Source organism: Psychrobacter sp. APC 3279, from assembly GCF_030407795.1.
Classification (GTDB): Bacteria; Pseudomonadota; Gammaproteobacteria; order Pseudomonadales; family Moraxellaceae; genus Psychrobacter.
In genome coordinates, this window is record NZ_JASDCR010000001.1 from 10,398 (window position 1) to 35,874 (window position 25,477).

1 protein-coding gene (running past one end of the window) is annotated in these 25,477 nt (G+C 43.7%); it reads right to left on the reverse strand.

Annotated features, from left to right (window positions below):
* On the reverse strand, window positions 1–25,477 hold the 3' portion of the coding sequence (locus tag QL898_RS00040; RefSeq protein WP_290175369.1) for a tandem-95 repeat protein. It continues 12,152 nt past the right edge of the window; the window shows 25,477 of its 37,629 coding nt (coding positions 12,153–37,629); its start codon lies beyond the right edge, outside the window; the stop codon is at window positions 1–3.

A 25,477-nucleotide genomic window follows, 5' to 3' on the forward strand; every position in this document is an offset into this window, starting at 1 on the left:
TTAAACGCGCCACTTCTTCTGTGCCTTTGACTCCATGTTCGTAAGCCAGTCGTCTGTGGCATCGAAGCCATCAACACGTACAGGCTGAGCTGCGACAGTGATGTCTATTTTACCTGATCGCTCATTACATACTGGCGCACTGGAATGAGGAGAGGTTTGCTTGTTCCTAACGTTCAGTACTGGAGTAGCTACTTTATTATTGATATCAGCCTCGTGTTGTACGCTTGATGAGGACAGCGTATTTGTGACGTAAGCGTTATTAACAATAGCAGACTCCCCTTGTAGTACCATGACCTTGATATCATAGCTACTCATAGCTTCACTACCGTTATTGATTTCGCGGCTTTTCGCTATCAGAGTTAGCGACATGTCACCACAGTAATGATTTGGAGTTTGAAGTGTCAACTTACTTAAATCCATGCCCGTCAAGTCCATAGTGATAGAATTACGGTATGGATTAGTAATGCTATACGTACCATCACTGATGGTCACGCCATAAGGCACAACGATTTGTAATGAATACGCTTCACTACCATCTTTATCGCTACTACTGATATTTATAAGCGGTAATGGTGTTGATACACCTGCTAGAGCATACAAGTGAGCACCTTGATCATCGATGCGCGCTGTCAACGTCTCTACTACTGATAGATTGTCTATCATAGCCATACGGCCCTTAAGCGCCTTATCTCCTAGTGCAACACCATCTAATACAATGCTAATCGTGGTGGTATGACCCGTACCCACGAAGTCATAGCTTAGATGCGTCCAGTCTAAGTTATCATGGCTAACCCCTTGATGACTGGCAAGTAACTTATCTCCTGCGTAGATTTCGATACGGCTGAGCTCATCAGCGCTAAGATCAAGCATAGCAGCATAATCGAAGCTTAAGGTATAGACCACATCCTCTATAGTCGCTATGTCCTTATGGATACCTAGCAATTGATGATATTTGGCCTGACCAGTGACGGCTCGACCATCATGTAGCATCAGCCAATGATCGCCTTGCGGTGACGCATTTAAACGAACCGTATTTCCAGCACCGGTCATCATCGTATCACCGCGACTAAAGAACTCAAAGCCTATCTTTTTACCAAATCTCGGATAACTACCCTGCCAGACATCGCCACCTGCCGCACCACTATTAAACCAGTAGCGCTTATCACTACCACGATGCCAGTTGATGACGTTTTCAAAATCGGTATGAACGACTTGGCGAGTTGGGATATCACGCTCCACCAGCTCAATGATTGGTTTATTCGCTACTGCATCTACTGATATTGGTAACATCAACGTCTGCGTGGCTGAAGCGCTGGTACTCAGCTCTGTGCTGGTAGCAACCACAGTAGCCACCATGTCGCCACTGAACCCAGATGGCGGCGTAAGCTGTAAGTTATCCAACTGCCATGTTGTAATATCAATAGGCGAGTCTGCTGTCACTGACCAGCTATGAGTGCCATCGCTCAAGTGCGTGCCGATAGGCAGACCTGCTAACGTCAATGTCAGCACCTCTGAACCATCCGTATCCATCAGAGCCGCTTGGATACTGCTTAGGGCAATAGGCTGATCTTCTTTATAAGTATTGACCACTTTATCCAGCGCAATATTGTCTATCATCGCGCCTCTACCGTGCGGGTGATTGACATCACTGTCTATGACAATACGTAGCATCTCGGCACGACCAGATCCAACAAAATCGACATCAACAGTATGCCAATCTAATGCGTCTCTAGCACTCGTGGCACTATATTGCTTAAGCAGTGTCGTACCCAGATAGACACTTATCCCTGTGTAGCGCTCATCAAATCCGTTGCGACCTGCATAGTCAAAGCTAAGCTGATACTCAGCGCCCTCTACCGTTTGGATCTCACGCTCTAAGCCTAACGTTTGGCTACTGTGTTTGGTCGCGTCATTTAGCTCTAGCCAACTGGTATTACTTACTCCAGTTGCCTCGCCATTGTCGCTCGCACTCACACGATGTCCGACATTCCATTTGTCAACCATGACATCGCCGTTATGCCATATCTCAAAGCCATCATTACCATAAGGCAACTTGCCTTGCTTAAATAGCTCTTTCCACTGCTGCCAGTATCTAGGGTTTTGCTTAATCAACTGCCAACCATCTAGCATGTCTTGTACCAATAAGGTGGAGCTGGTATTGTTATTAGCAATTCCCTCAAAGTCGGTGGCAAATACATTCGATGTCGACGGTTTCGGTGTGGCACTTAGTATAGGCGCATCCGTAAGCGCATCAATATCAATAGTTACCGTTCCCATTTGACTGTCTAACTGACCGTCATTCACAACGAAGCCTATAGCCGTATAGTGCTGCTGCTGATCACCGTAACCCGCTGCGGTGTAGCCTGCACCACCTGACTGATTATGTAATGGAACAAAGCGCAGTATTCCTGCATCGATGTCACGCTGGTCGAATATAGCGCCTGCTAGTACTGCACTCCAGCTTCCATCAGCCAATCGCTGCTGAATCGCACCTAAGTGTGGTAGCTCAACAATGCGTAACGTCAGACGGTCACCCTCTACATCGCTCATGGCAAAGTCTGACCAGTCAAATAGATAACTCGTGTCTTCAATACCAGTTACTAAGCTATCACTCGCTACTGGCGAATCATTCACTGGCGTAATGGCTAGTTCAATAACTTGCTCTGCTGATTGTAGCTCACCATCAGTCACGTAATAGCTAATACTGTCTGTGCCATGATAGTTCTCATCAGCGCGGTAGATATAGCTGCCATCTGCTTGTGCACTGACACTGCCATGACTTGGCTGTGCGGTGATGACGACTGTTAGGGCGTCACCGTCCACGTCGCTTGCTGTGAGCAGTGGGTTGATCACTAGATCGGTGTCTTCAGCGATGGTCAGCTGTTGACCGGTCAGCTCTGGTGCGTCATTCACTGGCGTAATCGTTAGATCAATGACCCGCTCGGCAGATTGTAATTCACCATCGGTGACGTAGTAGCTAATACTGTCTGTGCCATGATAGTTCTCATCAGCGCGGTAGATATAGCTGCCATCTGCTTGTGCGCTTAGGCTGCCATGACTTGGCTTTGCGGTGATGACGACTGTTAGGGCGTCACCGTCCACGTCGCTTGCTGTGAGCAGTGGGTTGATCACTAGATCGGTGTCTTCAGCGATGGTCAGCTGTTGACCGGTCAGCTCTGGTGCGTCATTCACTGGCGTAATCGTTAGATCAATGACCCGCTCGGCAGATTGTAATTCACCATCGGTGACGTAGTAGCTAATACTGTCTGTGCCATGATAGTTCTCATCAGCACGGTAGACATAGCTACCGTCATCTTGTTTATTAAGCGTGCCATGACTTGGCTGTGTGGTGATCACGACCGTTAGGGCATCACCGTCCACGTCGCTTGCTGTGAGCAGTGGGTTGATCACTAGGTTTGTGTCTTCAGCGATGGTCAACTGTTGACCGGTCAGCTCTGGCGCGTCATTCACAGGCGTAATCGTTAGATCAATTACCCGCTCGGCAGATTGTAGCTCGCCGTCAGTGACGTAGTAGCTGATACTGTCTGTACCATGATAGTTCTCATCAGCACGATAAATGTAGCTACCATCAGCCTGTTTAACTAAGGTGCCATGTTCGGGCTGCTTGGTAATGACAGTGGTTAAGTTATCACTATCGATATCACTAGCTGTCGCTAAAGGATTAATAATTAGTGCAGTATCTTCTGCAATAATCAGCTGCTGACCTATTAGCACTGGCGCATCATTCACTGGTGTGATCGTCAATTCAATCATACGCTCGGCAGATTGCAACTCGCCATCAGTGACGTAGTAGCTGATACTGTCTGTGCCATGATAGTTCTCATCAGCACGGTAGATATAGCTGCCATCTGCTTGTGCACTTAGACTGCCATGACTTGGCTGTGCGGTGATGACGACTGTTAGAGCGTCACCGTCCACGTCGCTTGCTGTGAGCAGTGGGTTGATCACTAGGTTTGTGTCTTCAGCGATGGTCAGCTGTTGACCGGTCAGCTCTGGTGCGTCATTGACTGGGGTGATGGTAATACGAACGGTCGCGGTGTTACTAATGGCTTCACCATCGTTTAGGACATAGCTAAAGCTGTCTTCACCATGATAGTCGTCATTTGGCGTGTAAGTGACACTACCATCATCGTTAATAGCAATAACACCATGCTGAGCGGTAGTGACGATCTGAGTCGTCAATAACGCACTATCTATATCGTTATCATTGCTTTGAACACTGATCGTCACTGCTTTGTCTTCATCAGTAGATGCGATATCATCCTGCGTCACTGGCGCATCGTTGACTGCGGATATGGTTAAGGTAGCCGTCGCCTCATTAGAGCTGACTTTGTCATCGGCTAAGGTATAGCTAAAGCTATCCATACCAAAGTAATCAGCCACCGGCGTATACACAAGCTCAAGCACACCAGCAGCATTAACTTGCTGTACTAAAGACCCATGTACTGGCGACTGGGTAATACTGATCGTCAGCGCATCGCCATCTTCATCACTACCTAAGGTGCTTAATGGAATAATGACACTGCCATCCTCTAGCAACGTCAGAGTGCTATCGGTGGCTAATGGTGGCTTGTTTGACGGTAATACAGTCAATAGTACCTGTACTGGCTCTGATATGTCTGCACCATCAGTGATGACGTAACTAAAGCTGCCAGCGCCTTCGTACTCCTCATCGAACAACAGTACATAGCTACCATCTTCTTGTAGCGTCAACGAGCCGTGTTCAGGTTGCTGGGTGATCAGCACACTGAGCGCATCGCCTTCTACATCTGTACCAGTTGCACTAAGTGATAGCGTGACCGCCTTACCAGCAACAACATCCTGTCCATCAATCAAGCCTTGTAGTACGTCCATATCAATGACAGGCGCGTCATTAACAGGATCAATCGTTAGCTCAACGCTCGCGATATTACTGACGTTGCCTTCACTATCGGTAAATTGATAACTAAAGCTGTCCGTACCGAAGTAGTTGGCATCTGGTGTATAGCTAAAGCTACCATCATCTGCTAGTGTCACGCTGCCATGCTGTGGCTGAGTAACCACTGATACTGTCTGAACGCCACTACTTAACAAGATATCATTGGCAAGGACACTGTCCGTCAATACCGTATCTTCTTCTAATACATAACTATCATTAGAGGCAATAGGATCGCTGCTTAATTTGATATCTCGGATCGTGATTTTGCTATCAGCATCTCCAAAACCAAGCAAATCAAAGCTCAGTAATACGTCCGTGCTAGCGCCATGAGTTACTTGGTCTTGATACCAGTTGGTAAGGTCGATGTAATAAGTAGAGGTACCATCCGCATTTAAGACTTTTTGTACACCACCTGCAACCTGCTCGCTGCCGTCAGCTTGAACGTTAAGTAAGCTATCGGTACGAGTTAGATCAGTAATTTTCGTTACTGCCTCGCCTGTTTTGGCGCTCAATAGTGCGGCTTCAAATGCATCGCCAGCTTGCTTAGTCGCCTTATTAAGATCACTGTCGGCTATAGTAAAGCTAAGTAGACGGTTGTCTGCATTTAGGCTAAAGGCTTGGCGCAGGCTAGTGTTAACATTATCAGACTCAACTAACGTGGCACTATGATTAACATTGTTAAAACGAATGTCACCTGAGAGGAGCCAGTTTTCGCCAGCATTGGCAAAATTGCTGTTGCTTAACTGCTCTAAGGTCGTTGGTGCTTGCCATGCTTTGGCTTGTAATACTCGCTCACCAGTGCGGGCTACTTGATCACTAGCATTACGCTGTAACCACAAGGCATCAAGCTCGCTTGGTAAACGGCGCTTGCCTGGGTCTAGTAGCTGAGTCATAACGTCGTCATCTAGCTTAGGCTCCATACCGAGGGCATGACCCATCTCGTGAATGAGCACGGTAAGTAAGTCAAGCTTACCTGCGGCTTCGCTACCCGCCACAGCATCCAATCCATGACTACTACCCTGCAAGAACTCTTCATTAAGATCAGGCGTACTGTCTACAAACCAGCCCCATCCTGCACCTGACGCATCAAGGGTGATTTGAGCCGCTTCTGTGATGGCAGCGACATTGGTATCAAGGTCTGCAATGTTAAACCGCAAACTATCAAGAACTTGCTGCGATGCCCCAGCCTGTAGCCAATAATCTTTCGCTACTGGTAATAGCTTAGTGATATCAGTTTGGTTGAGCGCTGTAGTTGAAGACCCCTCTAAGTCTACTAACTGATAGTTAAACGTATCAAAAACTCCTTTAATCTTACCCGACAAGATAGCATTCTGAACATCCTCAAGCATTTTTTGTCCACTAACTAATACATTTCCTTTATCATCCAACCAATCTTTAGGAGGTTTTATGCCACCAAAATCAGGCTGAATAATTTTATCTCTAAGAGCTGTATCGAATACTTCAACTGAATTTTTTGTATGAAATGAATATATAACTGAATCAATAGTATCTACGTTTCTACTCATAGCTAACACATCACGATACATCCCTTCTACTAGGTTAGTTGATGTCAATGAAACTGGGTAAGGCTTAACCTTAGGATCATCTAAATCAACAACAAACTTTCTGTCTTCGTTAGCCCATGTATACCTTTTTCTATCAATTACTTGAACTTTACCATTATCTAATTTTTTAATTCCTTCGTACATTCTATGATTTTTAACGTTTGCATAAGGAGATCGAGGGTGATCAAACACTACTCCATATTCAATATGACTATTCGATCTACCAAGATCATTATCAAATCTAGCTCCCCACACACCTCTTTCAAAAGATCCTGCTGAAGAATTTCGATATGTATCAGGTACAGCAAAAATTCCGCCTTTTTCGGGAGATTTACCAAACATTTCATCAATATTGTTATTAGTAGGTGTCCAGTTAACATAATCAGGTAAAGTATCTACTCTTGAAACATTTGTAGTTCTTGGTAGTATGTTTTTCGGTAATGGAGATTGATTACGTACTAAGTTAGGTAAATACTCATAAAAACAATTATCATTATGAACCCAAATTGCTTGCTCACCAATAAAATAAGTATGAAAACCTTCAACTTCTAAGTTGTAAACAGGTACCTTAATAGGTTTACGGTTTCCTGCCCATGATCTATTTTCATAGTTATTGAAAACTTCTTTTGAGTATTTCAAATCAAATTTGGTAGCTTTAGCATCTGAGATATAATAGTCGGATACGAATTTGTCAGAGTGAACTTTATATCCTTGATTATTGAAATTCACCATAAAATCGACTTCGCTCTCGTCGCTATAAATGGGATAAGTAATGCCTATACCTTTGGTATAACTGTCCCAAACTACATCGACTTCTAAAACTCTTAAATTATCTTCGTTTTCTATACTAGATAGCAATGTACCTATTTCAATCTTAGAGGCAGGAATCCAATCATTTAATGTCTGATCCCAAATTGGATGGTTAGGAGTCATGAATTCAAAATACCTTAGAGCATCTGGATCGCCGTACTCACTATCCTTTTGACAGCTTAATCTTATAATTTCGTCTTCACCTGAACAAAATGATCTAATCACGCGTTTGTATTCAGTTGGCGCATTATTACTGCCCCACTCAGGACGTGACAGCACCATATCACCTACTTTAATATCTTGGATCGGCACTAAGCCTTTATCAGTGTGAACTAAAGTTCCCGCTGGAAAACATTGTACATGCTTCGTTTCTAGCTTAAGTGCTTTAGGGTCGATAGCATCATCTATAAGTTTGTTGTATAGAGCATCTCCACTATAGCCAAGCTTAGCGAGCTCCTGTTCTTTGGATTTTAAACTCCATATCGGTCTATTTTTCTCTAACTGAGTAAATACTCGTTTATCAGCAATTGAAGCTCTTGCAGAGTTTACAAATGCATTACGAATATTAATCACGGCTATCGCTAAATCTTCTTTAGCCATGTTCGGATTGGTTTTAAGTATTTTATTCTTGATCGCTTCGATTTCTTTTGCTTGTTTTTCTATCCACTCTGTAGCGCCTTTAGAGGTAACGCTTCCAAACTTAGGTATCTCAATATACTCACCCGAGATTGCTGACTGAAATCTACCACCATCACCCAGTATCATACTTCTACCTGTGGTATCGGCTTTGGTATATAAATACTTAGCATCGACATCTGCTCGAATAGTCGGTTGTACTATTTTATAGTTAAGAGGATTACCCTCTGTCGGTGCTTTAGAGATGACTTTGGCACCAGAACCCAGTCTCGTTAACAAATGCAGTCCAGAACCAATCAGCATATCTAATGACACACTTTGAGCGAACCCTAGTTGATTGCCACCTGTTTTGCCATCTGAGATATTGTATATAAGCGACTGAGCAAATTGATCAGTAGCCGTAAATGCTAGAGACTCAGCCAACAATGCCCTGTAGCCAGCACCGTAACGTGCTTCAGCGAGAATACCAGCCTGACCGCCTATCGCTAGACTTCCTACAGTACCAAACGCATCAATAAATCCAGCTTGCACGAATTGCGAGTAGTCGATTTTGCCAGATTCAAAATCGTTAATGCGATCGCCCTGCCTGCCTACAAACCCTAGCGTTGCAAAGTCCCACGTATTGTATATCCCCGACTTTAGATAATACGTAAATGGATTGAAAGTACCCTCTGCGATTTGCTTAGCGACCTCCTCTTTAGAGATACCAAATCCAAGTGTATCACCAGAAGTATAGACATTATCTGTAGCGCCTTTACCATAATAAGGGTCAGTTACTAATTTGAAATACTCAGACGCTCCAGTTGCTTGTAAATGTGCTACTTGAGTGTTGGAGGCGTACCTTCCTATACCAAGTATCCAACCAAAATAATCGGTCTTATCGCTATCGCCTATACGAGTTCCTTCTATTTTTTGTGGTGCAACAGATTGTTCCTGAACATACTTTCCACTTGCTCCACGTATCACATCGAATGGTAAGCCCGTATTGCCGTCACGAGACAAGTAGCTAGCCTCTGCAATTTCAATGAGTTTAGCAGCATCCCATATAAATAGATTCTTGTTAAAGAAGGTTCCCCCTATTTCACCATTATCGTTATAAAAATGGTTATCCGTCCATACATTGCCGTATAGCATGCCATCTGCACCAATTTCTAAATCCCATACCATACCCGGTACTAGGAAACTACCTGGTGGTACTGCAATAGGCGTAGTAGAACCTAGAAAGACTGGTCCTTCTTTTTTATTGAATGGGTCTTTAACGATACCTAGTTTGCCGCCAAACTGCTTACCAGCACCGAAACCATCATCAAAATTCCAAAATGGTGCATCATTTACTCTAAAATCGTCGCCAACGATAGCGTATTCGTTGCTTACTCCTTTTTCATCCGTATACGTGATGACAACCACTCCAGAAGCGGATTGAATTCTTTGAATATACTGTCTTTGTAAAAAGGTTTTCTCTTCAAGTAATGATTGATTTTTGACTATTGCATCACCTTTTAATTTACCCTTGTCATCAGTGTTCAATGTGATAGTCGTCAAGCCGTTATATTTGTCCTTTTTGCTAGACAAAATGAACTCACCATTACCAGACCCTGAAGCAATGTATTGAGGTAGCTTACCTCTTGGCACACTACTTTCTGATAAGTCATCACCAGTAAGCTCCACAGCTTTACCAGAGTAATCACCTTTATTGTCTATATCGTTGAGATCTATAACATAGACATTACCTCCAAGCATGTTGAAACCTGAACCATATCGATTTGTAGAATTTGGAGAGGTTAATGCAAGATAACTACCATTATTAATGGCCATATCCCAATAACCGTTAGGAGGTGTGACACCTAAGTCTATGACTTGTTTTTCAGTCATAAAATCATAATCTAATTGATCAATGTTAATACGCATTAAACGACCAGCTGTACCTGAATGATAACCACCAGTAGAAACATATAACCAATCATTATCCACAACTAGTGAGGTCAAACCACTTTCAAAATTATCGGTTTGTATTTCATGAATAATTTCTAGTGTTTGAGTGTCTAACACTAAGATTTTATCTTTATTGTTTACAGCGTTAGGAGAGAGAATAAATGCTAATGTGCCATCATTAGTATAAACAATTTGATCAGAAACTATGCCTCTCATATATACGGCTTTCTTATCTAATTTATCGCCTAACTGGTATTCTTTAATAGTTTTGACAAGTTTAGTTGATGTTGTTACTCCTTGTTCATTCTTTTCATGATTGTATATGTGTATGGCATTATTCGTCGTGACAATGACTTCCTCTGCACCTAGTTTCCATGCTTGAACAGGATTGCTATCTATAGGTAAACCAATTAACTCATTACCGCCATCAGAGGATGCCTTAACTATGCGTTCTATGTATACAGAATGCATGGATAGTGAAACCCCTTGAGGCAGATCTATGGTGAGCGTTTGCTCATCTGAAGTAGATTTTGCAGTAACTTTAAATCCTTGCCAGATTAGCCCTCTATCTGGATCTATATCGTTACCAGTTGGATTTTCAATCTGGTTACCACGAGGCACTAGCCAAACTTTTACATCAAAGTTTTCAGCAGACTGCTCGTTTGGAATGACATCTTTTGCAGTAACACTAAGCTTCCTATCCTCTGAAAGATATTTCAACTTAGTAATTACTGGTGTGAATGACTGAGAAGAAGGAATATCAGGGAATGTGATTTCTGAATCTACGATATCAAATGCGTTAGATGGTAATACGCGTTTATAAGCCCCAGTAATTGTATAAGAAACAACTGTTGAAGACGTTGCCATCGAAGCAAAGATTCCAATCGCTGAAATACCTGCCATTGCTCCAGAAAGTCCTCCGCCTGCAAAGCGCATTGCAATACCTGCGGCAGCTCCTGCATGCCATATGGCAGAGTTAATATCAACTCCCTTAACTTCTACTTCACCAGTATCATACTGTTCTTGACTCTGACGATAACTAGTCATGTAAGTACCAGAGAAACCACTGCCTTTGTATGGCGGGCTTGCCGTCCGTGCCATACCATCAGCATCAATAAAGCCGTTATCGACTAGCCACCAAGTATCATGCTCAGTACCATCTACGTCACGGATAGTACCTTTTTTCCAGAACATGACTTCAGTACCAGCAACTAGCTCTTCAAGCTCCCCTGTTTCCGCATTGATAGCTTGTTTAGGTACTTTAATTGCTAACTGTAATGGTAGATCAGATTTATCGTCGCCAATATTTATCTCAAAAGCTGTCAGCGAGGTGATCACATCTGGAGCAGGAAGTGGCATCCCCACATCATCTAACGCCACCTCATTGATAGATACCTCAGTACCATCAGCAAGTGACCCAGGTGCTATCATCAACTGATTGCCATTGGTATCTTGCACTACTGTACCATCGCCTTGCGTGATGGTGGCCGTACCAGTGATTGGCTCTTTTATCTTGAGTAGCAGATCATACTGTCTACCATCGTTGATGACGGATACTTTAGCAGTACCAGTCTGCTTCGCATGTATCATACCGTCAGCGGTAATGGTCGCTATACTGTCATCACTGATATAATAAGTTGTACCCTTATCAGCAGCATCAATACGATTGCCATCGATATCCGTTACTTTTAGCTGCCTTTGTCCTTGCAATGGCAGTGTGACTGCTAATGGATAGACATCGACTTCGATATCGTCATAGCTATTTGGTATATAACCATCTAAGCTCACACTAAAGGCATTGACCCCTTCGATGCCGCGAGCGATGACCTTAACCACCGCTTGCCCTGCGCCCACTGCCTGCACATTACCTAACACATCAACAGAAATCACACTGTCATCACTAGACACAAAACGTACATAATCAGCAGGTAAGTAAACACCTGATTCATCTTCAAAGTCACCAGTGAGCTGTAGCCTATCGCCACTGCCTATACCTAGGCCTGTTATACGCTCAATATTGATCATAACTAAACGGGCATCACTGATATTAACCGTCAGCTCTATCGGTTGACTGGTACTAAAGCCATCATCAGCCTGTAGTGCTATTGTCGCCTTGCCTGTATAACCTGTCTCAGGTGTAAATACCAAAGTATTACCATCTGCAAGCAGCTTACCAGCCCCATGAGTACCACCTATCACTTGCCAGAAAACAGCATCGCCTTCTAGGTCTTGAGCGATATCATTAAGACTTGCCTGCGTACCCAAATCGACATGAGTACGATCAAATGCTTGGCGTTCCTCTTCACTAAGCACACCCACGGGCGCGCGATTGGCTTTAAAACCGTAATTGGCAAACAATATCTGCCGATCACTGGCATCAATATTACCATCACCATTGAAGTCTGCTGTAGCATTTGTTGCTGCAAAAGCGGCATCCCACCGTGCAGAGTCGAGACTGTCAACATTACCATCTTGGTTTATATCACCAGCAAGTTGGATACTTACTTTAGTAGTACCTTGCCCTGTCACTTCTAACTGCTTAAAGCCTGCTTGAGTTATCCGAATTAAAGACGTAGTAACCCCGTTAGCACCCGTTTTGCTACTTAATAATTGCGTTCCTGAACCAATGCTACTGATGGTACTACCTGTCGTATGAGTTACCGCAATGATAATACTGCCTGTCGCGCCTGCAACCTTTTGTGTGCTGGTAAGCTCAGACTCACGGATACCATAGCTCAGTGCGACTGCCTCATTGGTGAGATCACCGGTCCAAGTGTTAGTCGTGTCATCACTCCAGTCGATAGCCGCACCAAGATAGGCTGAAGCATCTGCGCCAAGCAGTTGCCCGTCATCGGTATAGCCATAGCGATCTCCTGCGTCACCTGTCATCAATGGACGAGCAATGATTAGGTTACCTTGCGCGTCATAACGGTAGACGATACTGGTTAGATCGTCTTGTGCATTCATACCAACGACACGCTCAATTCTACCTTCAGTATCGCGGATGAACTGCACGCGAGATTGATGACTGCTATCACCGACCAGTGCAATGCCACTATTTGTCACTAACCATTGGCTACCATCGGCAAAACGAATTTGCTCGATACTGCCTGTTTGGCTGACTTGATAGCTGTCCCCTTTTGTATTAGTCAATACAAAACTGGTGGGTATCCATGCCAGCCCAGTATCTGCATTGTATAAGCGATCGCCTTGCGTCGCTAACGTCACGCTACTTTGGCTATCGAGTGTACCAACTCGTAAACCCCAACCTTCACTCTCGTTAAATACTGGCTGATACTGTCCATCTGTCTGCTCGTCAAGCTGGAGCGTAAAGCGCAGGTTGCTAACGACACTGGCATCCAAGCCTGCTGCTGTATTGTCTATGACATTTGGTAGTTGCATCCATAATCTTGTACCGTCCCGCCAAGGCGCGGTCGCACCTAAGGCGTCCCTGTCTGCTTGATCATGAGTAAGATGAGTATCTAGTAGTGGTAGCGTCCAGTTGCCAAAGTCTTGAGTACCAGATTGGCGAATATCGGTATTCTCTAAGCTACGCAGTAAAGAAATAGTATGATTACCAAGCTGATAGATAGCATCCGAATGGGTAGTCGCTGCTACTTTATCTTGGCTATCGATCAACACGTTCGCAAGCTTAGTGCTCACGCGACCTGCCAGATCCCATGCGGTTAGTCGTAGCTGATAGACACCATTGACAAACTGAGCAGGGTCTAATGTCTTAAGCTCAATAGCATCGTTAAGATTCTCTGCGCGGTAATTTTGCTCTGATAATGTGAGCCAGTTCAAGCTTTGAGTGGCTTGACCGACACGCATTGGTGCAATTTCAAGTGTATACCCCATCATTTGCGCATCTTGTAAGATGGCAGCGATGGCAGTTGTGTTGTTGATAGTAATAGGCTGCGTAGAAGTATTTGCTGTACTTAGCACCTCAGACCACGTCAATGCCGGAGCGGTACTATCAGAAGAGTCTTTGACTCGAACCTGACTAATACTATTATGGCTAAAGCCATCAATATCGGTAGCCGTTACTTTTATCTCTATAAGGCCATGCATACTTGGCTTTAGTTTGAGACGACCAACGTTATCTAGCGTGACGTCTTGCCATACCTCAGGATTACTACCACCCAGTGCCTGCCCGCGCATCTGTACTTGGATGTCAGCTATCGCAGCATAGCTGTCTGCACGTACCGTTGCTGTGACTAATTGCCCTGGCATAATAGGCGTGCTTGGTGTTAGGTTAACTGTGATATCAGGACGGATGCTGGTCTTATCAGCCACCACTCTCAAGGTAAAAATGTAGGAAGCCGTATTGTGTCCATCATTTACCGTCGCGGTTACTTGATAATCGCCCACTTGTCCAGGGCCTGGTATCCATTCGATGACACCGCCCTGCTGATTGTAAGAGGCACCTTCAGGTAAGTTTGCAAAGCTGACCGTTAGATTGTTTGTTTGTGCCTCGCCATCGGCATCATAAATACTAATGCCTTGGCTTTGATTACTATCTTCACGGATGATGGGCAAACTAAACTCACTTCCCACTACTAACGCATGGTTACTGGCATTGATAGTCGGTGTTTTATTGACATCTAAGACGCGTACTTGTACCGTTTTTAGAACACGTATTTGTCCATCAGTCGCTGCAAAGGCGAACTCATAAGCCTCATCAGCTTGTACTGCATTATCAACCGTTTGCAGCGATGGCGTCCATTCAAAATAACCTGTGGTTGCATTAAACAGCACGCCATCAGGGGTATTATCATCATAGACAAGGCTATAACGGATTGCGTCATTATCGCCATCTTGCGCTAAGAGGTTAAAACTTAAGGTCTGACCTTCATAGACCAGTTGCATCGGCATAGACAATAGCACTGGTGACTGGTTGGTATTGGCAACCTTGATGGATATCTTTTGGCTCGCAACTGCCATACCATCTGACGCTGTGACCACCAGATCATATACTCCTGCATTTGTTTGTGCGGCAAACTTGCCTGGCAACCAAGAAAGTAGCAGTTTGCTTTGGCCATTACTCATAGGCTGCGTTGTCATGGTCATGCCTTTGGGCAGCCCTGACACATTCCAATGAGCTGCATCCAAATCATTATCTCGAGCAAATAGCTCAATGCCAAAGACTTGTCCTTCATGAGCATCAATACTGATAGTATCGGTATTTGCCGTAACTTGGCCTAGTAAATGCGCTTCTCCTGTTAAGACAGCGTCAAGTATTTCTGGAGACTGGTTCTCAGACTTAACGATAATGGTAATGTCTTTTGTAGCGACATTTGGTACCGGCGTGGTTCCTTCTGGTAAGGTATAGCCGGCATTCTCAGGTGGTAACCCACTATCAGATACTGCAAAGGTTAAGTTATATTTACCGATTTGTGCAGATGTCGGTGTCCATACCAATCTCGCCTTACCATATTGCGCTTCTTGAATGATTCTAGCGCCTGCAGGCAGGCTGTCTTTCATAAAGCTTAAGGCATCTTGATCTAAATCAGTCACCTCTATAGGGATAGATAGCTGCTGACCAGCTACTGCTACCACTTGTGAGGGTATATTAATGACTGGAGCTTCTGTCAGACTGGTCACAGTCACCACAAAAGAGGTATTGGTAATCATTGCCTGATTGGCATCGCCATCGCCATCATCTTGAGCGGTGAGCTGAATAGTATAGCTACCACGATCGCCTGTCGTAGGCGCAAAACGAATGACTCCTGATACTATGCGACCTTCTGTTAAAAGTGTCTCACCTGTTTGCTCATAAGTTGCAAAATCTGGCAAGCCATTTAACATCAAGGACAACGCATTACCTTCAACATCTAGCACACTGACAGGTACTTCAAGAATACTGTCTTTTGGTACGGTAATGCTATCAAGCTCACTGAATATCGGTGCTCGATTGGCATTATTTACAATAACAGGAACAGTCATCGTACTCACCGCCGGTATGCCAGTACCATCACCATCATCAGTGGCAGTTACAGTAATGTAGTAAGTACCCGCTTGTTCGTAGTTTGGTCTCCAACTAATCTCTAAAGTCTCCTCATCGAAGACCGCACCTTCTGGTAACCCTTCAACCTGATAAGTGACTGTGGAGGCTATATCAGAACCATCTTCACTGATGGCATCTGCGCCCTCACGCAGACGGATCTTGGGTGTGAAGTTTGGATTGTCAGGATCAAAGGCAAACGTACTGATACGTAATGGCTGTCCCTCAATGATCTGCCACGACTGTACAGGCTCAAATATAGGTGCAGCGTTAGCATTAGCAACATCTAAGCTAAGTGTTTGTGTTGCAACCGTAGTGACGGCGCGCGCGCCATCTGCAGGATGATAAGTCGCAATCAGACGAATAGGAACCTCGGTCAAGCCAGCTTGAGTAAAACCAGGTGTCCAACTGAGCCATCCTGTTTTGCCATCTAACTTGGCACCTGCTGGTAATACGCTAGCATAATACTCAAGCTCTACACGCGTACCATCTGCTTGATTGAGCCCACCTGGCATACTACCTGCAAGCTGAATACCAAAGGCTTCACCTTCACGCAGTTGCTGTGTCTCAATCATCTCAAATTTAGGTTTGGCGTAGCCCTGTACCACTTCAATATTAAAATCGTAATACTGAGTGTGTTTTCCATCAGTGGCAATAACCCTAATATTGTCATAGATCCCAGCTTGATCATAACTTGGTAACCAGCTTAATGTTTGAGTAGCGGCATCATACTGTGCGCCATTCGGCAAGTTTTTAAACGCTACCGTAACAGCATCACCGTCAGCATCCACTATATTGATTGGTAACTGTAACGACTGACCTTCTGTCAATCGGAGGTTACGGACTTGGCCAATCACGGGGGCATGATTACCGCCTTCTACGCTAATATTGAAGCGTTTTAAAGCAACACCCCCTCGGCTGTCAACAACACGCACTAGAATACTAGTGTCTGCCAAATCTAGAGCTGTCGGTGTCCAACGCAAAGTAACTTGGTTTTGATAGTTACCATCGGTATCTTCTACTACCTGCTCCTGCGTAGTAATAGTCATGCCTTTTGGCGCATCTACCAATGACCAAGCAAATACTTGACCATCCTTATCAAGACCCATAATACTAGCCTGCCAAGCTTCTCCTGCCGTAGCATTTAGCAGATCATCTGTGTCTGATAGTTGAGTGGCATCTACGTCTGTATCGTCTACCACAACTGCTTTTATGCTAGGAGGTAAATTGTCGTAAGGTAGGGCATAAACATGATGAGACAGCTGAGCTTTAACCAACTCACCTGCTGTTTGTGTCGTCGTAAAGTCAGACGCAGGTCTGATCGTAACTGTGATGTTTTTTAGAGTTTCACCTTGTGAAAGTCGACCACCCATGTCAGCTAGTGCTTGGGTGGCATCTATCACCCATAGTCCTTGCTGGGCACCGCCCAGTTTTTCTGCATCGCTAATAGAATCAGCGAAGTACTGACCTGGATCTAGCAGCAGCATTAGTGCATTTTTGATATCATCAACACCAGTATTAGTAATACTCACATCATAACTTACCGAACCTGTGAGTCGATCTGCTCGAGTATTTGTAAACTGAATATCGATCCGATTGCTAAAGTCACTTACAGCGGTAAATCCAACCACATAGACGCCATCTAGCCTAATCTGAGCACGGCTCAGGACATTGGACGATACTTCTAAACGCCACTGATCAGGGGTAAGATTAGGAACGGTCAAAATGACTGATTGCGATGCCGCATCCCACATCACTTGCTCAGGTAACAAAGACTGCTTACTACCATCGCTTACAGACACTAGTCTATAATTATTAGGATTGATAACACTACCAACGTCCTGTGTATCCTGCCCTGAATGTCCTAGCCACATGCCTTGATCAAACGTAACCGTGATCTGATTTAATGGTAGTGGCAATAGAGCACCATCATCGATAGATGACCGTACAACCTTTGGCGCTTTGATTGGCGCTATTTCATCAATAAAATTTGTCTGCGCTAGCAGGATTCTGCCATCACTTGTAGTCATCACTGCTTCAGAACGTGTACCGCCTTTTGCAATTTCAGTAATTTCTCGAGTTTTTAGATGCACTATCCATAGCGAGGCACTGTGAGACACATCTGCACTTTGCTCCAACTGACTGCCAGCAATAAGCAAACCTGCAAGCGCAGTGTTTGCCTGTCCAAAAGCAATATTGTCAATTTGACCTGAAAGTGTATATTCGATCTCTGCTCGGCCCTTGTAGCGACCTGACATTGGGAAGCTAACGATATCTGTTGTGCCATGCGTTGCTGAGGTTATCTCTTTGCCTGTCCAAGTGACACCCCATAGACGGCCATCAGGGCCAAAAGCCAAGTCTCTAACTTTATTATTAGAAAAATGTGACCATGCTTTTTTGTTGTCTTCTATAGTAATGTCTAATACTTCAACACCATCACCACTACTTACATAAATCTTACCTGTCGTAGGATCAATAGCTAGAGCGTGAGTTAATGGCTCATTTGAAGGCAGATTATAGTTTTCAATAATATCGCCTGTCTTAGCATCAATCAGCCATAGATCATTGCCTGTCATTACCCATAACTGACCCAACTTATCTACAGCCATATCTAAAATTGGACTGTCAATGCTAAACAGAGGTGAAGTATCGTAACCACCATCCTTGCCATCGAAACTATATACTTCGTTGCGCAGCTCGCCTGCACTGACTAACAACTGACCATTGGTCAGCTGCACCATTGCCGTAGCGCCGATATCAGCACTACTAGATGAGTAGCCTGACGCAAAACCTCTCAAAGCAAAGGGTGCCAATACTGACTGTAAGTCACTGGTCTGAGTAATTTCGCCTACTGGTGCTTGATTGGCAACATATCCTGGCATTCCCTTTTTAACAACCTCATATAAGGCGTTGTCTTGGTAGGCCCGGTCGTGTTTTGCTTGCGGCATCTGCTTGGTTTGTTCAAGTTGCTGTTGAATCCCTAGCTGCTCTAACAGGCTTGCTGTGCTGCCATCGTCAGGTAGTACCGCATTACTGATTGAAGCCGTTTCAGTATTACCTGCCAAATCAGTCGCCATTGTCAAGAACTCATAGCTACTGCCTACTTCTCCAGTAAATATAGCACTGCCTTCACTACCGACAGCTTGCTTTTTCCATATTCTAAAATCACCGCCGTCTTTTGCTACATATACGGTCACGTGCTTAACACCAGCACCTTCGTCAGTTGCTTGCCAGTTCACTTGGTAAGTTGGCAAGTCAGTACTACTAATACTTTTTGCGCTGATCGCACTGATAGGCGCTAGCTTATCCAACTTATAGCTCAGTGACTCACTATCAAAGGGTTCTATACCGTTGAAAAATATTCTAGCGCTAGCTGTTATGTCATCATTGTGCTCTGATTCCACACTATTAGTGACGGTATAACTGACATAGCCTTTATCATTGATTGATAACAGCTCTCTAACGTCATCTGTGATAACCAGTCCAGTCTCTGGGTCGATTGCCTGCAGTAGCCATGTTGCTACGCTACTCTCTGCATCAATGCCTGCACTAACCCTCAGCACGAACCCCTTGGTTGCTGTAAAGTCAAAATCACCTTGGAAACTTGCTTTATCTCCAGGCACACGAATATTAATATCGCCAATTTTGATATCTTTTATTCTGATACGATAAGGATCTAGGCTGTCATCCAATTCAGAGACAATTCTAATTTCGTTAACGACTTGTTCTGTTTGATTGTCGAAGTTGATGGTGAAAGGCAATGCAATATCAGCTGGCAAGTAGCTCACACCCTCTGCATTCGATAATGCTTTAGGACCTTTGACAGATAAAACACTTTGGTCATTTTGTTCAGAGATTTGTGATAAGTACTGGGTCAAGTTTAATGCTTGCGGCCCAATCGGTCTAAAATCCTCGTCTAACATACCAATATGACGCAAATACTCAAGCTCTGCTCTACCACCCGCATAGACATTGAAGTTTAAGAAATGTGTATCTGTACTAGCACCTAAATCAAATTGCTCAAAGTCAGGAGACACTGGTGCGGGCACAAAGACACCTTCACCTTTCGGATTCTCTCTAAAATCATAATAATCATAATCAATTACTTTGGCATCGGGGTCGCCTGACCATTTGGCCGTATCACCATACCACTGCTGAATCTTGGCAAAGAAACTTACCAAGTCGGCTTGAGATACAAACTCATCGCCCGCTTTTCCAACTAAAATCCCTGTTGCTAAGGTTGCATTTAAACTAACCACTTTAACGTCTTCACGGATTGGTGGGGCGTCGTCAATGGGACGCAATAGACCAGCATCTTCTAGCGCTGCCAGCCAGCTTTTTTCCCACTGATCTTTGTCAGAGGCTAATAACTGTAAAGTTTCACTAGCTTCGATATCAATCAATATCGCTTGTCTTATTTTGTCAGCATGTTTTATTTGATCGGCAATGAACTCTTCGCGCGTAATCGGAGTCGCACTACCAAAAATATTAAACCTAAATGGTAGTGATAGGCTCTCGTCTAAAGTAACGTGTACTTCTGGATCTTGACTTAAGAACTTTGCAGCTAGGCCTTCACTAATTTTATTAAGATCTTGGATACCACCATCCAGCAAGCCCTGCTCTTTCCAGTCAGGTCTAATCATATACATCTGATTGCGAAAGCCTTCAAAATCATAGGCCAGCCATTCGTTCAGTCCAGGATACGTTTTGATATTGAAGGTGCTACCTACGAATCCACCAGCCCCTACATCAAAAGCATATCCAGGAGCGAGGTTCAAACCATTAGTGTTTAAAGCACTGTCCAAAACAGCCCATGGTACATCTTTGCGCATGCTACCATCAGCTGGGGTTTCACCATACTGTTGGTTATTGGCAATATCAACATATCGACCATCTGGCTGTCCCCCAATATTAGAGGAGAATATGATGTAAGGTATAGGCAAACCTTCAAACAAGTTGTCACTATAACCCATCTCACTTGTCCCAACATCAAAGCGCACGTAAGGTGTGTCTACGTTGGTTAAGCTCTGTAAAGAGACGCTATAGTCATTCTTACCACCTGGCTCAATATCACGACTTCCGCCGATACCGATAGTGACGTCAGGCTCAATGAAGCGCTCAACCAAATAGCGATACGCTTCAGTGACGCTCTCGCCATTAGTGTTGATCACTTTAATATCGTACAATCCGTAAGGTACTTGCCGTAAGTCAAATATGGCACGGATATGGGTAGCATCAATGACTTGCCAGCGTTCTGGCTCAACTTCGAACACCCCTGGTCGTACAAGCTTCACTAAGGCACCAGCGGCAAACTGACTGCCTTTGATATCTACTGTCACCCAACGATGGTCATCAGTACCGCGGCCACCTTGATCCGGTGTGACTTCAGTAATAGACAATGGCATTGCTTCTGCTAGTAAGCTAACTTTAGGCTGCTCACCAGAGACGGCACGAGACTTGACCAAGATATAGTAATCACCTGCCTTAGAAGTGGGTATCATAACTTGTTGATTGGCTGACATTGCATCGGTATATGCCGCATCATAGTTATAACCACTTGGGATGTCGCCATAACGGACATAGACCTCATTGACCGCTTTATCATTATCAGATTTCAGTAAAACTCGTAGTGTCTCGCCATCTGATACATTTACTTTATATAACTTAGTATCATCACCATTTAGTGACAGCAATTCCTTAACACCTAACTCAATCTCTGGAACTGTCACCGCAACACTGGCTGCCGATGCATTGAAGTTGTTCGCTTCTCCGGGCGCAAATACCAGTCCATCGCTGGTATAACGAATACTACCTTCGTACACTTCATTGTAGGCATCAGGACGAACAATCACTCGCCAATTACCGTCTTTTACAGGTGGCATCGTAATTTTTACCAAATCACCTTTAGCGTTTTTGTAACTCTTTAAGGTAGCTGTATAGCTCTCTTTAGCAGTTAGACCATTCGTATGGTATACATGACCCAATAAAATATCATCTTTATCCCAAGCATTATCAGAGGACAGATAAATAGCATCCGCCCAGCTTCCATAGGCTCGATTATCAGACTGATTTTCTACTGAGTAAGTCACCTCAATCTCGTCACCAACTGCTACTGACGCCAGTACTGTCGTATCAGTCACTACTAAATCTGACGCATCAGGAATGGTAATTAATATAGGCTGTAACGCCGCACCATCATTATTGCCTTCGTTGTCAAACTCAACGACACGACCTGTATCAGCTACATTATGGTCTGCATCAGTTAATACAAAGACGTAATAAGCCCCATCATAGTCTATCGGCGCTTTAAGACTTAGACTGGCATCATAAGTACTGTCTTTATCTAGACCACCCTTGTGACTGACGTAGCCTAAATAAGTATCTTTTTGCGTGTCTAAGAAACGGTCTTTGGAGAGATAAATACGATCATTCCAACCATATTGATTGTCAGGTACAGCACCGCCTTTATTGATAACTTGATAATCTACTGAGAACTGCTGGCCTGCAATAACATTGGTTGGTGTGGCGACAGAGGTAACTTGCAAATCTGGTGGTGCAACAAAAGTAATCGGTAGATCAATGGCGGTAACATTATTACCCTCATCGCCGAACTCCTGAACAAAGCCCGTATTTCGGCTGCCATCGATAGTTTGTAGTCCTTGTCTAATGCTGCTCGTTGCATCTCCACCTTTATAAAACTCAGTATCAGCCTTTACAATTAACTTAAAATCGCCACCGATATTGGTCGGTAGTCTAAAGGTTGCTGAATTGGTATAACGCTCACCAGGCTTCAAATACCAGATATTACCATCGGCATCTCTATTGACGACTGAAGTTATTTTGGTTCGCGTATCTGTTTCAATTTTTTCGCCTCTATCGACTAGTGGGTGGTCAGATTTATCAAGATCATCGTCATTCGATAAATAAATACCATCTAACCAAAAGCCACTGCGAGTCTCTCGTGTACCTTGATTAATTACGGTCCATTTAACAGTGATTTCCTCACCAGCCTTAGGATTAGGCTTCGATACCTCTATCTTTTCTATAGCGAGATCAGGTTCACGATATTCAATATTAAGTGTGGCACGCTTAATGTTGTTATTATTTAGATCACCTTCAAATACTGATCCTGTTGTCGCATCTGGGTTATATTTCTTACCACCATATAATGAAAGTGCTTCTATGTTTGTGCTACCCATTGGTTTTTCTATTTGAGCACTTACTGCCGATGTCCTATACCCTATTCTGCCATCAGTGATAACGAATATATAATATTCACCATCAGCACCTACCGGTAGTGATGCTTTTACGTTAGCAGTATAACTTGCCCCATTCTTGAGACCAGCCATGTTTTTATGAGTATAAGTGGTTAAAACCTCATATTCACCCTGTATCATCTCAGGGTATTTACTGATAACCACAATATCTTGCCAATCTTTACTATCACTCCAAACATCAGCGCCATGGTTGGTAACTGTCCAAGATATATCAGTCAGCTCACCTGAAAAATTATCAGGTTGAGTGATAATTTTAGTGACTTGTAAATCTGAAGGCTGACTATTGACCTCAGTATCTGTCAATAGCTCGTTATTCGCTTTCGTAAGTTCTTGAATTGAATCTTTATAGCTTGCAGACGTATTGGTTCTCACAATAAGATACTTAGCATCTATTGATGGTGCCAATGTCACTGTTTGTGAGTTGGTATACTTCTCTAGATTACCCAGCCCTCGGCTTTGCTTATAGCTACCCAGTAACCACTTTTCTTTAGCAGTAGTTAAGTCTGTGCTATCGGATAACCATACCTCATCGACCCAATTATTAATTTGGTCAGCCATTTTTTCTTCGAACGCATCGGCAATATTTTGTACCGTATAGCTAAAGCTAAACTCACTACCTGCCTTGACCTGTTGATCAGCGGTCACTTCTATGATCTTTAGGTCAGGAGGCGTATATCCTAATACGTCTATTTTTCTAGACGAATAGTTATTGTTATCCAGCTCCGCTGGGTCATTTGGGTTGACGTTTGAGGCTAATGTATCTTCTAAAATAACATCGTACGTATCACTCCATACGGTGATATACCAAGTACCTGATAGAGTGCCCTCAGGGATAGTCGCACGAATATCACCTAAATAATCTTCACCAACTTTCAGATTACCTGTATGAGTAACTTTACCCAGTAAAATATCGCCACGGACAGAACGCGGGCGTGTTGGGTCTTTTGTTAGCCAAACTGTGTCTGTCCAACTATCTGTTTTAGCCTCTATTCCTTGCGTAGGCGCAGAGCCTTTATTACTAACTTTATATCGCACATCAATCGTTGAACCGTGTGCAACTTGATCTGGGGCGACTACTTCTTCAGTCACCAAGTCAGAAAAAGGTACCGCATTGACATGTAGCTTTTTAACAAGATGATTATTAACTTCATTAGGATACTCATCTAGTTTGTAAGTATCATCAGCAACTACAATGACATAAACATCACCGCGATATTGAATGGGTATATCAATATCTGTCGATTCAGAAGTATAGCTTTCTGTTGGTGCCAATGCAGACGGGTTACTGATACGACCGATCAAAGTATCGTCAGCACTTAATTTACCGTCCAATGATAAATAAACCGCATCTTGCCATTGCTTATTGGTCGATTTTGAACCTAAGTTACTTACGGTAAATTTAACAGCAGTTTTAGTACCTGCTGTTACCTCTTCTGGAACCACAGCATCTGTAACGCGTAAATCAGGGCGAGCGTATAAGCTTACCGCTAAAGCATCCTCTGACACTTTTTTATTATTTTGACTAAAGTTACCATGCTCGTAGATACTGTTATTTTTATTGGTAACAACCTCTAACCGCCAAACCCCTTGCATTTTTTGCGGTAGTCTAATTTGTTCCTGACGAGTATATGTTTTTCCAATTTCTAAGGGCTCTACATAGTTATATTGACCTAGTGATATGATGTTGGTTTCATCTGATGTAGATATAAGCCTTACTTCGTCTACCCATTGTCCTTGTGCAATAGCATTGCCTTGGTTTTTTACTTGCCATGACAGCTCAATTAAATCACCCTCTTTCGCTTCTGCAGGAAGAGAGATATTGCTAACAACCAAATCCGCTGACGGTGACAAGCTAATTGGTATGGAGACGGATGTAGTATTGTTCTTATCATGAGTAAACTCGAATACACCACCAGTCTTAATATGTAATGTATAGTCACCCTCTAACCCATTAGGAAGGACAACCTGAATCGTACTATTATATGTGTCACCAGCACTCAAGACGCCCAAGTGACTTAGGTATCCTAGATTCCATATTTTGCCACTACCATCAGGGTTCTCAGAAAGCCATACCTTATCTGTCCACTGATTTTTATCAGTGATACCAATTCCTTGATTACTCACTTGCCAAGAGACATCAATGGTATTGCCGCTGGTTGCAGTACTAGGTATCGACACTGAATCAACCACTAAATCAGCATATTTAGTCGGCATGACATCTACAGCATCACTGCTCATCATGACATTGTTATTGTCTAAATCATTTTCCCAAACTGAACCAGCACTATCAGTTTGTACAAATATACGCCCATGA